Origin of the sequence: Caballeronia catudaia, assembly GCF_001544755.2 — a bacterium.
GTDB lineage: Bacteria > Pseudomonadota > Gammaproteobacteria > Burkholderiales > Burkholderiaceae > Caballeronia > Caballeronia catudaia.
The window spans coordinates 163,621-177,564 of record NZ_FCOF02000013.1; the positions used below are offsets into that span (position 1 = coordinate 163,621).

The following is a 13,944-nucleotide window of genomic DNA, read 5'->3' on the forward strand; positions in this document are numbered from 1 at the left end:
TTTATGCGAGTGCTTTCGCTGTATCGGCGAGCGCCGCGATATCGACCGCGTGCCCTTTGCTCATCCACTTCTTCGCGACCTTCAGATCGCGCGTCGAATTGATTGCGATGACGCCGCGCAGCGCATCGCCATCGAAGAAGAACAACGACGCGCGCCGCGCCGCGAGATCGCCGCGCACGATGGGTTGCGAACCCGCCGGAATGTCGCCGAGAATCTGCAGATTCACGTCGTACTGATCCGACCAGAACCACGGAATCTCCGCATACGGCTCGCGCACGCCGAGCACCGCGCGTGCCGTCGCGATGGCCTGGTTCTGCGCGTTGGCCCACGATTCGAGCCGCACGCGGCGTTTCAACCACGCGTTCGGATGATTGGCGACATCGCCGCAAGCGAACACATGCGCGTCGTTCGTCGCGCCGAATTCATCGACGACGATGCCGTCGTTCACGTCGATACCCGCGCTTTCGGCAATCGCCGTATGCGGCGTCAGGCCGATGCCCGCGACGGCGAAATCCGCATCGAGCGGCGTGCCATCGGCGAGTTGCGCGCGCACGCCGTTGCCAGCGTCTTCGAGCGATACGAGCGATGCGTTCAGACGCACATCGACACCGTTATCGCGATGCAGCTTCAGCAGAAAGTCCGACACGCTTTGCGGCACCGAACGGCCGCACAGCCGCGGCGCGCCTTCGATCACGGTGACGTCGACGCCGAGCTTTCTCGCGGTCGCCGCGACTTCGAGGCCGATCCATCCGCCGCCGATCACGAGCAAGCGCTTGCTGTGGCTTTCGCGCAGACGCTTGCCGATATGAACCGCATCGTCGAGCGTGCGCAGATACGCGAGATGCGACGTCTTCACGAGCGCGTCCGGCAGACGCCGCGCCGCGCCGCCCGTTGCGATCACGAGGCGGTCGTAGTGCACTTCGCGTCCGCTCGCGGTGCGCACGATGCGCGCTTCGCGATCGATCGACGCCGCGCATTCCGGCTGCCATGCCTCGACGTTCAGTTCGGCGAAGGCATCGTGATCGACGATACGCACGGTATCGATATCCGCTTCGCCCGCGAGCACGGCCTTCGACAACGGCGGACGTTCGTAGGGAAGATGAATCTCGTCGGCGATCATCACGAGACGGCCGTCGAAACCTTCCTTACGCAGCGTCTTGACGATCCATCCTGCCGCCTGCCCGCCGCCAATGACCACGATCGTTTGAGCATCAGCCATTTTTCCGCTCCGTCATGAACTTGCCTTCGGGCGCCTTCGCGTCTTTCTGGCGGCGCGTGTTGCCGTCGAGACCGCCATCGATCGCCCACTCCGCGAACACGGTCGGACCCGGCTCGAAATCGCGCGGCTGCCATTCGGGCGTGAGCACGTCTTCATCGGCGTAATACTCGATGAGACCGCCCGCCGGATTCCTGAAGTACCAGAAGTACGCCGACGACACCGGATGACGCCCCGGCCCGAGCTGCGTGGTCCAGCCGCATCGGCTGATGTGCAGGCCGCCGCCGAAGACTTCGTGGATATCGCGCACCGTGAACGCGACGTGATTCAGACCGCGCTTGCCATCGGGCAATTGCAGAAGAAACAGGTCGTGATGACCGCCGTGCGGCGCGCAGCGCATGAACGCGCCGCGTCCCGGATAGCGATCGGACGTCTCGAAGCCGAGCAGCTCGTGATAGAACTTCTCCTGCTCCGCGACGCAGTTCGTGAAGAACACGACGTGTCCCACTTCGACCGGCTCGGCGCGCTCATACACGGGGCTGGGCGTATCGATGCGCTGCGCATCGCCCCACACGTTCGACAAAGAGCCTTTTACGTCGATATCGCGCTTCTTCGTCACTTCGACGCGAATCGCCATGCCGTTCGGATCGATGCAGCCGACGGCGTCATCGGCCTCGAAGTGGCCCGGCTGACCCGCGAAGCGTCCGCGCAGTTCATCGAGCTCGGCGCGTGTCGCGACGGCCCAGGTCACTTCGCGCAGCGTCGGACCGCCTTCGAATGCGGGCGGCAGCGATGGATCGCTTGCGAGCGCGAGCAGCACTTCGCAGCCGTTCAGGGTTTCGAAACGCGCGCGCGTTTCGTCGTGCGAGATTTCCTTCAGACCCCAGTCGGCGAAAAAGCGCCGGCAGGTGTCGAGGTCCGTCACGCCGTAAGTGATTCGTTCGATGCCAAGAATCGTCATGGCGTCTCCTTCAATTCTTCAGTTCGCCCACGGCAGCGGGGCGTCGTTCAAGCCCCAGTACAGGCTCTTTTGCTGCATGTATTCGCGCAGGCCGAGGCGGCCTTTCTCGCGTCCCATGCCGCTGTCCTTCCAGCCGCCGAAAGGCGTCGTAATCGAAAATTGCTTGTAGGTGTTGATCCACACCGTGCCCGTGTTCAATGCGCGCGCCATGTTCCATGCGCGCTTGTAGTCGCGCGTCCAGATGCCCGCGGCGAGGCCGAACACGCTGTCGTTCGCTTCGTTCAGAAGCGCGGTTTCATCGTCGAAGGGCATGGCGGCGAGCACCGGGCCGAAGATTTCTTCCTGGCACATGCGGGCGTCGTTGCTCAAACCGGCGATGATCGTCGGCAGATAGAAGAAGCCTTTCTCGCGGCCATCGCCGGTCGGACGCTCGCCGCCGCACAACAGCGTGCCGCCTTCTTCGATACCCATCGCGACATAGCGCTCGATGCTTTCGCGATGCTGTCCCGTGATGAGCGGACCCATCTGCGTGTTCTCGCGCGTCGGGTCGGCGACACGCAGCTTGCGCGCGCCATCCACGAGCCGTGCCATGAATTCGTCGTACACCTTGCGCTCGACGAACAACCGCGAGCCCGCGATGCACGATTCGCCCGACGAACTGAAGATGCCATACAGCACGCCGTTCACCGCGTGATCGAGATCGGCGTCCGCATAGACGATGGTCGGCGACTTGCCGCCGAGTTCGAGCGATACCGGCATGAACTTGTCGGCCGCGAGACGCGCGATGCCGCGCCCGACTTCCGTGCCGCCCGTGAACGAGACTTTCTTGACGAGCGGATGACGCACGAGTGCATCGCCGATCACGGAGCCCTTGCCCGGCAACACGCTGACGACGCCTTTCGGTACGCCCGCTTCCTCGCAGATGCGCGCCAAGGCCAGCGATGCGAGCGGCGTGACTTCGGCGGGCTTCAGCACGACCGCGTTGCCTGCGGCGAGCGCGGGCGCGAGCTTTTGCGCGTCGGAGGCGATCGGCGAATTCCACGGCGTGATCGCCGCGACGACGCCGAGCGGCTCGTGCACGCTCATCGTCAGATAGTCGCCGCGCGATGGCGTGAGCGCTTCTTCGAGCGTTTCGAGGCACGACGCGAAGTAGCGGAACGTGTTCGCCGCGCTCGTCACCAGAGCGCGCGTTTCGCTGATCGGCTTGCCGTTGTCGCGACGTTGCAATTGCGCGAGCGCTTCATGACGCGCTTCGATCAACGATGCAATGCGATGCAGGATCGCCGCGCGCTGATGCGGTTTGAGGCCAGCCCAATCCGCCTTTCTATAAGCACGATCCGCGATCTCGACGGCTTCGCGCGCATCGTCGGCATTGGCGGTGCTGATTTCCGCGTTCACGGTTTGATCGGCGGGATAGATGCTCGCGTATGCGTTGCCGCGTCCTGCGCGCCATTCGCCGCCGAGGAAAATATCGCCGGACGTGACGAGCGAAGTGTCGGGATGATTCATCGTTCCAAAAGCTCCTTAGATGACGCAGCGCGCCGCAAGATTGCGCAACGCACGGATCGCGCTGTACGCGGTCAGCGCCGATGTCTTGGGATTCGACGGCAACGGCTTGCCGCACATTTCGAGCGACATCTCGCCGAATGCGCCGCGCGCGACGATGCGATGCACATTGCGCTCGACAGCCGGATCGGCGATCAGGCGCACGCGCGTGCCGTCGAGGCCGAGGCCCGCGAGCGCGATGGTCGCCGCGACGTTCGCGTTCTTCGGATAGAGCCGCGCCGCATCGCGCGCACTGCCTTCGAAGATGACCTTCTCTTCGGTCAGCGACTTCAGATCGCACAGCATTTCGGCGGGCGTGCCGAGCCAGCCGAGCGGCGGCTTGCGGCCCGTGTACTGCACTTCGTCGAGGCCGCCTTCCTTGGCCGACGCAATCGCATCGACGCCGCCGATCGCGCCCGACAAGAGCGTGAGCGTGGCCGCGCCTTCGTCGGCGGCATGGGAGAGCGCATCGAGCAAGCCCGCTTCCGACAGCGCGCCGATGGATGCGACCGCGCAATCCGTGCCCGACTTCAGCAACGGCACGACGTGATCGACGAGCGCCGCGTGGCCCGCGCATTCGAGCGCGTATTCCGGACGACTCGCGAGCGCATCGACGCGCGACACGACATCGACGCGATCGCCCAACACAGCGCGGACCTGATCGCGGTCGCGCTCGGGCACGATCACATGCGAGATGCGCACATGCGGATCGTTGTCGAGCGCGCGATACACCGCCGATCCGATCGCGCCGAAGCCGATCATCGCGACGTCGATCGCATGTTGGCCATTACGCATATTCCGGCTCCTCGGGCTCTTCTTTTTTGACCGGCGGTCCCGCGAATGCAGTAGCGAACGAGCCGACCGACAGCATGTCCACTTCCACCAGAACCGGACCGTCGATGGCGAGCCCTTCGCGCACGATGTCATCGGCCTGATCGAGCGACGTGATACGGCGATGCGCGAGGCCGAGGCTCGCACAGAACTGCGCGAAATCCGGCTGATGCAGATCGACGAACATGCGCCGACCGCCGTACTGCGCGTCCTGAATATTGCGGATCACGCCGTAGCACTGATCGTTCATCAGCACGATCATCACGTTGGCTTTTTCCTGCACGGCCGTGGCGAGTTCGCCGACGTTGACCATCAGGCCGCCATCGCCGACGAGCGCGACGGTCTTTCTCGCCGCGCCGGACAGCGCCGCGCCGATCGCCATCTGCATGCCCTGGCCGATGCCGCCGCCGAGCGCATGCACGCCCGCGCGCGGATTGAAGATCTTCAGCAGGCGATTGCCCCACGTGCTGTTCGAGATCGTGACGTCGCGCACCCAGTTGTAGTCGCGGCCCACCGCGCGTTGCAGCGAATCGACGAGGCGCTTGTACGGCCCGAGTCCCTTCGATACTTCGGCGACGGCCGTTTCGCGCGCGGCGGCGAGATCGCCCGCGAACTTTGCATCGATGCGGATGCGGCCTTCGAGCAGCGTCGCGAGTTCGTCGAGCACGCGCGAGGCATCGCCATGCACGAAGAGCTCGTTGCGATAGCCGCGGTTATCGGCGAGCGCATCGGCGTCGACGCGATAGAGCGGCTGCGGCAGCGCGAGCTTGTACTTCAGCGTTTCGTTGCCGCGCAGACGCGAGCCGACGACCACGAGCGCATCGCACGTCTTGTAGAACGCTTCGACCGACGGATGCACGTTGAACGCGCCGAGCGTCGCGGGATGATCTTCAGGCAGCACGCCGCGGCCCTGCACACTCGTGACGACGCCGAAGCCGAGTTTCACGAGCCGTTCGACTGCGGAACGCGCGTGACGGGTGCCGCCGCCGAGCCACAGCAACGGGCGCTTCGCGTTGGTCAAAGCGTCGGCGAGCTGCTTGAGGCGCAGCGGATCGTGCGTGAGCGCGCCGACATGCGGCGCGGCGAGGTCTGCCGGCCATTCGATTTCGGCTGCCTGAATGTCGATCGGAATCTCGACGCTCACCGGACCGGCGGGCGCCGTCAGCGCGACGCGCACGGCTTCGCGGATCGTCGGCAAGGCGGTGTCGACGGTGCGAACGCGGAACGCCGCCTTCGAGATCGATTGCAGCATCGACAATTGATCGGGCGCTTCGTGGATATACGCGAGATCCTGATCGAGATATTCGGTTTCGATCTGCCCGGTGACATGCAGGAGCGCGGTGCCCGCGGTCAATGCTTCGACCATCGCGCCAGCGGCGTTGCCCGCGGCCGTGCCCGTCGATGTGAACGCGACGCCGAGTTCGCCCGACACGCGAGCGAGGCCGTCGGCCATGTTGAGCGCGCCCGCTTCGCCGCGCGCGCCGACATAGCGGATGTTGCCGCGGCGGCCGATCGCATCGAGGATCGGCATGTTGTGGATCGAGATCACGCCGAACGCGGTGCGCACGCCGCATTGTTCGAGGAATGCGGCGATCAGTTCGCCGACCGTGGTTTTTTCAGACATGACGAGCAAAGCCTCCAGAAACATCGATATGGCTGCCGGTCGTGTACGACGACAGCTTCGTTGCAAGGTAAAAGAGCGCTTGAGCGGCTTCTTCGGGCAGACCGAAGCGTCCCAGCGGAATGTTTTTCTTGCGCGCGAGCTCGGCGGTCCATTGCTGCCAGCTCTGGCGCGGTTCTTGTGCTTGTTGAAGATAGTTCTCGTAGCGCCGCTTCCATTGCCCCGATTCGACGATGCCGATCAGAATCGAATTCACGCGAACGTTCTGCGGCGCGAGTTCCGTCGCGAGCGACTTGACGAGGCTCAGCACGCCGGCGCGCGCGGAAGACGTCGCGACCATGTGTGGCTCGGGCTGCAAGGCGAGCAGCGAATTCACGCAGACGATCGCGGGCGAGGGCGCGTCCTTCAGCATCGGCAGAAAGGCGCGCACCGGACGGATGATGCTGAAGTACTTCAATTCGAGCTCGTCGCGCCAGGCGTCGTCGGTGGTGTCGGCGAAGGTGGACACGCGGCCCTGGCCTGCGTTGTTCACGAGCATGTCGACGCGGCCGAACCGCTCCATCACTTGCGCTGCAAATGCGTTGACGTGTTCCGCATCGAGCACGTCGCAACGTGAGGCGAGCAATTGCGCTTGCGGAAACTCTTTTGCGAGCGATGCTTGCGCGGCTCCGAGCCGTTCGCCATCGCGACCGCAAATCGCCACCGATGCGCCCGCTTGCAAGAACAAACGCGCCGTCGCGAAGCCGATGCCCGACGAGCCGCCTGTCACGACCGCGACTTGCCCTGAAAGATCGATCTGAATCATTGCAACCCCAGAGACTTCATGTAACGGCTCGACGTCGATGAACGCGCGGCCGGACGATAGTTGAGACGCATCGAGAGCGCATCGGCGGCTTCGCGCACCTTGTCGATGAGGCCGCTGTCGAGCAATGCGGCATCGATCTCGGGACGCGGAATCGTCGTCGTGATGACGGCGACGATGCGCCCCGTGTCGTTGCGAACCGGCGCCGTGACGACCGAAATGCCACGCTCGAACGACGACTGACTCGTCGCATATCCGCGTTCGGCGTCTTCATTCACGCGCTCGTACAGTTCCTCGACGGTGGCGGGCGTCGACTTCGTGAAGCGTTCGAGATGCGCTTCGGGATAGAGCGCGCGCAGTTCGTCGAGCGAGAGATCGCCCATCAATACATGACCGTGCGTCGTTGCATGTGCCGGCAGACGCGTGCCGACGTTCACCTTCACCGAGCTGAAGATCGGCGCGTGACTCTGCGCCTTCGCGACGAACACGACATCGCGGCCATCGCGAATCAGGATGTGGCTCGTGAGGCCGGTCGCATCGCGCAATGCTTCGATGATCGGCAGGCCGAGATCGGTCAGTTCGAGCGAGCTCAGGTATTCGAAGCCGAGACGCAGCACGGCCACGCCCAGGCGATAGTTGCGGTCCTTGTCCGCGCGTTCCAGAAAGCCGAGCGCTTCGAGCGTCTGAAGCAGACGGAAGACCGTCGTGCGCGGAATGCCGAGCCGGCGCGACAGTTCGGGCGCACCGAGCACCGGCTCGCGCGGCGAGAACTCGGTGAGAATCTTCAGACCGCGTTCGAGGCCCGGCACGATGTAGGTCGGTTCGCCCTTGTCGTTGTCTTCTGCGGCGAGGGATGTCATTGCGTTACTCCGTCTTTCATTCGACATTCGATGCTTTGGCAAAACGAATCGATCAGCGCCGTATAGGCTTCGGGCGATTCGATATAGCCCGCGTGTCCCGCGCGCGGCATCACTTGCAGACTGACGTTCGCGGCCTGCGCGATGAGCGCACATGCAGCGGGCGGCGTGATCGTGTCTTCCGCGCCGACCGCAATCGCGATGCGTCCGTGAAAGCGCGCGATATCGGCTGCAAGATCGGCGTTCGCGAGCAGATGCGTCGCTTGCGCGTAACCTTCGGGCACGATGCGCGCCATGTTCCAGCGGACCCATTCGCGCGCTTCTTCATCGGCGTATTGCGACAGCATGTTCGCGCTGCGTTCGCGTGCGAGTCCTTGCGGGCCGAGTTCTTTCAGCATCGACAGACGCGCATCGCGTTTCGATTCGCGCACGTCCTTCGATGCAGCGCCATAACCCGCCGCGGGCGAAATCAGCAACAGGCCCGCGACACGTTCCGGCGCGCTAGCAGCAAACGAACCGGCGATGATCGCGCCGAGCGAATGCCCGGCGATCACGCAGCGCTCGACATTGATCGCATCGAGCCATGCGGACAACGCGCTCGCATAGTCGATTGCAACCGGCGATTCATCGGCGACGCGAGTGGAAGCGCCATACCCCGGCGCATCCCACGCGAACACGCGACGCTTCGCGCCGAGCGCATCGAGCTGCCGCACCCACGAAGCCGCGCCCGACCCGATGCCATGCAGCAGCACGACGGGCAGGGTGCGCGAGTGCGATGCACCCGCCTCGCGATAGTCGATAACGCCGTGCGCGGTCTCGATGTTCATGTCGTCGTCTCAGCGCTTGAGCTTGGCCAGAGGCGAATCCGGCGGATACGTCGGCGTGATCGGCTTCGATGCGCCGAGCATCACGCACATGAGCGCGTCTTCATCGCCGATATTGATCTCCGTGCGATACACGCCCGGCGGCACCGAAATGAGATCGCGCTCGCCGAGCACGGCTTCCCATGTCTGGCCGTCCTTCTCGCAGATCACCTTCATCTTTCCGCGCAACACGAAGAAGATTTCTTCGACGTCGATATGAATGTGGCTCGGCCCGATGTTGCCGGCGGGAATGACCATCGTCGAAAACGTGAAGCTGCCGGCTGGGACCGTGTTCACGTCCTTCGCGACGCCCGTGCCGCCCGTGCCGACATAACGCATCTGCGCGCGGCGATACTTCGGGTCGTAGTCGGCCTGGAACTTGAGCGCGTCCCAGTCGTAGCGGCGCGTGTCGAGGCGCGCGACGCGCGAGTCCATCCATTGCTCGAAGCTCGCTTCAGCGGGCTGGTCCCACGATTTGCGTTCGATGTCTGCATCGGCCATTGCTTTCTCCAGGTTCTATGTAGAGCGAATCAATTCATCACGAAGCCGCCGTTCACCGGCAGCAACTGGCCCGTCACGAAGCGCGCCGCGTCCGAGAGCAGGAACAGCACAGGGCCGTTCACGTCGCCGGGGACTTGCGCGCGCGTCAGTGCGCGGCCTTTGAGGTAGTACTCGTGGCGCTCGGCCGGAACGTAAGCGGTCGCTTCCACTTCGGTCAGGCCGGGCGCGATCGCGTTGACGGTCACGTCGCTCGCGCCGAATTCGCGTGCCAGCGAGCGGGTCATCGCGATCACCGCGCCCTTGCTCGCGACATACGCGAGCAGCTTCGGCGCGCCCCACATCGCCGTGTCGGATGCGATATTCACGATCGCCCCGCGCCCCGACTCCTTCAGATGCGGCAGGCACGCGACGCTCATGAGCCACGTGCCGCGCACGTTGACGTTCATCACGGCGTCCCATGTCTGCGGCGTGAGTTCAGCGGCGAACTTGCCGCCCGAATTGGTGATCGCGGCGTTGTTGATGAGGCCGTCGATGCCGCCCAATGCTTTCGCGCTTTGCTCGACAAATTCGGCGATGCTTCGCGGATCATTCAGATCGAGCGGGAAGAAGTGCGCATTGGGCACATCACGAGCAAGCGCTTCGCCTTCTTCGTGCAGCACATCGCCGAACGCGACGCGCGCGCCGCTTTCCACGAGTGCCGTAACGAACGCCGCACCGAGTCCGCGCGCGCCGCCAGTGACCAGCACGCGGCGATCTTGAAGCGCATCACGCATGAGCGTGCTCCGTGTCCTTCGGCAGCGCATCGAGCGCGGCGAGATGCTGCTGCGCGCGCTGCTTCAGCATGCGGCGCACGCGCGTCATGCCGACATCGTGCTGATAGAGGAATTCGTGATTGCGCGCATTCGGCGCGAGGCTTTCGAGCACGTAGCGGTCTTGCTCCAGCACGGCCCAGTGCAGGCCTTCCAGACGATTGCGATACAGGAAGCGCCACGCATCGCGCTGCCAGCCGGACACCTTGCGCGTGCGCCAGAAATAGACCTGGCAGTTGTCGTTGTCGACCGGCGTCGCAAAGCCGATGATCCCGAAGTTGCCGCCCGGGCCGAACTTCTTCTTGTACGGAATCGCGAGGCGCATCCAGAGGCAGCCGGTTTCGCCGAGCTCGACCCAGTCGAAATTCACGTCGCGCTGATTGACCTTCTCGAACATCAGGCCCGTGTCGGTCTTGCGCACGCGCATGTCGGCCTGCTTGTCGCCTTCGGCCATCGAATGCGATGTCGCGTGCAGATACGCGCCGTGCATCGGGTCCATCACGTTGTCGATCGCGTACTGGTAATTGCACTTCCAGTGCGACATGCACAGGAAGCTCGCGTAGTCGTCGCCGACGAGCTCTTCCGGCAGCACGAGCGGCGCGGGTTCCTTGTTGGCGTCGTCGCCGAACCAGAGAAAGACCGCGCCCGCGTGTTCTTCGACCGGATACGACTTCACGCACTTCTGACCTTCGAGCGGACACGCGGACACGGCGGGCACTTTCTGCACGGTGCCGCTGCCATCGATTTCGATGCCGTGATACCAGCACGCGACGCTGCCGCCGAGATTCCAGCCGAGCGACAGACGCGCGCCGCGATGCGGGCAGCGGTCTTCGAGCGCATGCACGTTGCCTTCGTTGTCGCGCCACAGGACGATCTGATCGCCCAGGCGCGTCAGGCCGATGGGCGCGTTCGCCACTTGCCAGCTCGGTGCGACCGGATACCAATAGTTGCGCAAGCCGCGATCGAGATAAGCCTGAACGGGATCGGCTGCGAGGGTTGTGTGCTGAGGGGACGTCATGTGAAAGAGCTCCTTCTTTATTCAGCGAGCGTGCGCAGTTCGGCGGCGAGGCGATCGGCGGTCCATGCCGAGCCTTCCGGCGTGCGGAAGCCGTCGCGGTTCAATCCCGCGACCACTTGCTCCAGTTCGAGCGCGCCCGCTTCGAAGACGCGTTCGAGCGCATCGCCGAAGTCGTTTTCGTATTGCGTCGGCTCGGCCTTGCGCGTCTGCCAGATGAAGTTTTCGATTTCACCCGGCTTCTCGATCACGCCCTTGCCCGCGACGTTGTTCGGCTGCGGCGCGAGCCACGGCTTGAGATGCGGGTTGAAGTTCACGACTTTTTCCATGTCACGCCACCTTGATCTGGATTTCCTCGCCGGCGAGGCGCACCGAATACGTCTTCAGGTCGCGGCCGCCGGGCTCTTTCAGGCATTTGCCCGTGGGGATGTGAAACACCGCTTCGTGCAGCGGACATTCGACGGTGTCGCCGTCGACGAAACCCTGCGTCAGCAATGCATACGCGTGCGGGCAGACGTTCTCGAGCGCATATAGCTCGTCGCCCACCTTGTAGATACCGATTTCCGCGCCGTCATCGAGCTTGAATTCGATCGGTGCGTCCTCCGACAGATCGCCGGCATGTCCGGCGCAGCGCCATTGTTCAGACATCTTTCACCCTTTCCTCTGGTTCGCCTGTGTTCCACTAAAGGAACAACAGTTCTTGTATGGGCATTATAGGAGTCGTCCGACCCGGAAAAAACAAAAATCTGGCGCTCTAGGTGAAAACACCGAAGGCGGCGCGTTTAAAAGTGCGCCGGCACTTTTGTTCCGATGAATGAACGTGCGTTCGACATTGATTCGTAAGCCTTTTTACGCACGAAACGCGCCGATGCGCCGCTCGTCAGGGTCTACCCGGAGAGCTTCGAAATGTATTGTTTTCACGCGGAAAATCTCACTATACTTTCCATAGGCAGTACGTTGATCCATACGTGGAACAAGTAGAAGTCAGCGGCGGCCTTTCGGAAGATGCGATGGATCGCGTCGGCCGAAGTCGGGAGGAAGCGCAATAACGGCAACAGGAGAAGCGGGCGCGGCCCGCCCTCGAACCACACCGTCAGGAGAACGAAGGGTGAAGCACATCATCGCAGCGGGGCTCATCGGAGCGGGCGTCGCGACCGGCGCGGCGGCGCAGAGCACAGTGACGCTTTACGGCAGCCTCGATGCCGGCATCGCATATATCAACAATGTGGGCGGCCATCCGAAGTGGATGGAAGAGCAGGGCAACATGCAGCCCGATCGCTGGGGCTTTCGCATCGTCGAGGATCTGGGAGGCGGGCTGAAGACCGTTGCGCAACTGGAGAACGGTTTCTATACGAACACCGGCAACTTCGCGAAGGCCGGCACGCTATGGAACCGGCAGGCGTATCTCGGGCTGGAGCAGCAGAACGTCGGCACGCTGACGCTCGGTCATCAGACGCCGTTCAGCTTCGACATGCTCGGACCGATGTCGACGGGCTATCAGGCGGCGAGCTGGTATGCGTTCCATCCGGGCAACATCGACGAACTCGCCGACACGGGTGTGGTGCCTTACGACAACTCGGTGAAATTCCGCTCGGCGGATTTCTACGGCTTTTCCGCCGGCGCGATGATGGGTCTCGGCAACACGACGAACTTCTCGACGGGCCGCAACTACGGCTTCGGTCTCACTTATGCGAACGGCGCGTTCAAGGCGGCGGCGACGTATTCGAACGAGCACAACCGCAATCCCGCCATCGCGACGATGGGCTTCTCGACCTTCCAGGGCCAGCCCGCCGCGACGTATATGGCGGAGAAGCAGGAAGTGATGGGCGCGGGCGCGTCGTACGAGATCGGCAAGTTCGTCGTGCACGGTCTGTACACGCGCGTGAAGTTGCAGTCGAACGGTCAGTCGGACACGTACCAGACGTACGACGCGGGCCTGACTTTCAAGCCGGTGGCGTGGAACTGGATCGCGGGAGGCGCGGCCACGACGTCGTTCGCGGGTGGACGATGGACGCAGTTCGAAATCGGCGATATCTACATGCTGTCCAAGTCCACGCAGTTATACGTGAATGCGTTGTATGAGCACGCGACCGGCGGGGCGAAGGCTGCGTTCTTTACGGCGGGAGTGTCGAGTACTGCGAATCAGGTTATCGTGCTTGCGGGGATTCATCATTCGTTTTGACTGCTTGTGAAAGTGCAACGGAGAAAAAAGCGGCCGCACCTTGCGACGCGGCCAATGTTTTCTACATCGGAAAGCTAGTTAAGACTCCAAGTGTCGCTGCGTACAGCCAACCTCCTCTCCCTTCAGACCGGATGACCGGTCTCTTCCGTAGCAGCATCAGACGAGCGGTTAAGGATTAGCAGGAGACGCCTTACCGCACGGGTTCGGGCAATCTCCGGGCAAGCAGCGGGGTAGGAATTCGACTTCGATTTGATTTCGTTCCGTTGCCGGAGTCACCGCGGTATTTCTCCAGACCTCGGTCGCCGTTGCAATCCTGCTTGCTGCGACTCCGAGACTCTGCAGATAACTGCTTACCGCTTGCGCGCGCCTATCAGCAATGCGTTGCGCATCAGGTTGATGTTCTTCGGCGAATGCATACACAGAAACAGGTCCCCTGTCCGCTACGCTGTCCCGCACGGAGACCACCAACTCCGCGAGACGGACTCGATCCTCGTTGGATAGGGCCGTCGTTGATCCCTCAAGCTTTGTTCCATACTGCATTGCAAAGCTACACGCCATCGCTTCGTTAGACTCGCACACCAGAAGAAAAAGAATCAGAAGCGAGTATGGGCGGTTTCAAACCGAAGTGCAACGAGGGGGTTAATGTTTAGCGTTTTGAGGTTGTCCCGCTGAGGCAAGTGTCGCAGCGAAAACCTCGAATGGCGAATGGAACGCGTGGGTTGCGCGCGGCCGGCTGTTCAG

General features: G+C 63.1%; 15 protein-coding genes. 1 reads left to right on the plus strand and 14 read right to left on the minus strand.

The window, feature by feature from the left end:
- Position 1 precedes the first annotated feature (1 nt).
- The 13 genes from AWB75_RS16645 to AWB75_RS16705 are packed head-to-tail and all read right to left on the minus strand — an operon-like array spanning position 2 to position 11,669.
- Positions 2-1,219, minus strand: coding sequence for an NAD(P)/FAD-dependent oxidoreductase (locus AWB75_RS16645; RefSeq protein WP_061125189.1), 1,218 nt, complete (start codon positions 1,217-1,219; stop codon positions 2-4).
- Positions 1,212-2,177: a VOC family protein gene (locus AWB75_RS16650; protein WP_061125190.1), complete on the minus strand. Its 966-nt coding sequence runs from the start codon at positions 2,175-2,177 to the stop codon at positions 1,212-1,214. Before AWB75_RS16650 ends, AWB75_RS16645 begins: the two co-directional genes overlap by 8 nt.
- An 18-nt stretch (positions 2,178-2,195) precedes the next feature.
- A complete protein-coding gene (locus AWB75_RS16655) occupies positions 2,196-3,686 on the minus strand; it encodes an aldehyde dehydrogenase (RefSeq protein WP_061125191.1) in 1,491 nt (496 codons plus the stop codon).
- Between the two features lie 15 nt (positions 3,687-3,701).
- Complete coding sequence (locus AWB75_RS16660) at positions 3,702-4,517, minus strand: aspartate dehydrogenase (RefSeq protein WP_061125192.1); 816 nt, start codon at positions 4,515-4,517, stop codon at positions 3,702-3,704.
- Positions 4,510-6,177 carry a thiamine pyrophosphate-binding protein gene (locus AWB75_RS16665; protein ID WP_061125193.1) on the minus strand — a complete coding sequence of 556 codons (1,668 nt, stop codon included), beginning with the start codon at positions 6,175-6,177 and terminating at the stop codon, positions 4,510-4,512. Before AWB75_RS16665 ends, AWB75_RS16660 begins: the two co-directional genes overlap by 8 nt.
- On the minus strand, positions 6,170-6,979 hold the full coding sequence (locus tag AWB75_RS16670) for an SDR family oxidoreductase (protein WP_061125194.1): 810 nt from the start codon (positions 6,977-6,979) through the stop codon (positions 6,170-6,172). The genes AWB75_RS16665 and AWB75_RS16670 overlap by 8 nt, the downstream gene beginning before the upstream one ends.
- Positions 6,976-7,836, minus strand: a complete 861-nt coding sequence (locus AWB75_RS16675) for an IclR family transcriptional regulator (protein ID WP_061125195.1) — start codon at positions 7,834-7,836, stop codon at positions 6,976-6,978. Before AWB75_RS16675 ends, AWB75_RS16670 begins: the two co-directional genes overlap by 4 nt.
- Positions 7,833-8,660 (minus strand): alpha/beta fold hydrolase, encoded by an 828-nt coding sequence (locus tag AWB75_RS16680; protein ID WP_061125196.1) that lies wholly within the window; start codon positions 8,658-8,660, stop codon positions 7,833-7,835. The genes AWB75_RS16675 and AWB75_RS16680 overlap by 4 nt, the downstream gene beginning before the upstream one ends.
- A 9-nt stretch (positions 8,661-8,669) precedes the next feature.
- Positions 8,670-9,197, minus strand: a complete 528-nt coding sequence (locus AWB75_RS16685) for a cupin domain-containing protein (protein WP_061125197.1) — start codon at positions 9,195-9,197, stop codon at positions 8,670-8,672.
- A gap of 29 nt (positions 9,198-9,226) precedes the next feature.
- Positions 9,227-9,970, minus strand: a complete 744-nt coding sequence (locus AWB75_RS16690; RefSeq protein WP_061125198.1) for an SDR family oxidoreductase — start codon at positions 9,968-9,970, stop codon at positions 9,227-9,229.
- On the minus strand, positions 9,963-11,024 hold the full coding sequence (locus AWB75_RS16695; protein ID WP_061125199.1) for an aromatic ring-hydroxylating oxygenase subunit alpha: 1,062 nt from the start codon (positions 11,022-11,024) through the stop codon (positions 9,963-9,965). The genes AWB75_RS16690 and AWB75_RS16695 overlap by 8 nt, the downstream gene beginning before the upstream one ends.
- Before the next feature lie 17 nt (positions 11,025-11,041).
- The gene (locus tag AWB75_RS16700; protein WP_061125200.1) at positions 11,042-11,350 is read right to left on the minus strand and encodes a recombinase-like helix-turn-helix domain-containing protein; all 309 of its coding nucleotides are present in this window, start codon (positions 11,348-11,350) and stop codon (positions 11,042-11,044) included.
- Position 11,351: 1 nt separating this feature from the next.
- The gene (locus tag AWB75_RS16705) at positions 11,352-11,669 is read right to left on the minus strand and encodes a non-heme iron oxygenase ferredoxin subunit (protein ID WP_035500201.1); all 318 of its coding nucleotides are present in this window, start codon (positions 11,667-11,669) and stop codon (positions 11,352-11,354) included.
- 460 nt (positions 11,670-12,129) lie between these two features.
- Between AWB75_RS16705 and AWB75_RS16710 the strand changes: the two genes are divergently transcribed.
- Positions 12,130-13,203 carry a porin gene (locus tag AWB75_RS16710; RefSeq protein ID WP_061125201.1) on the plus strand — a complete coding sequence of 358 codons (1,074 nt, stop codon included), beginning with the start codon at positions 12,130-12,132 and terminating at the stop codon, positions 13,201-13,203.
- Positions 13,204-13,371: 168 nt separating this feature from the next.
- Here the strand turns inward: AWB75_RS16710 and AWB75_RS39445 are convergent, their stop codons facing one another.
- Positions 13,372-13,761, minus strand: coding sequence for an OmpA family protein (locus AWB75_RS39445; protein WP_087086651.1), 390 nt, complete (start codon positions 13,759-13,761; stop codon positions 13,372-13,374).
- Between the last annotated feature and the right edge of the window lie 183 nt (positions 13,762-13,944).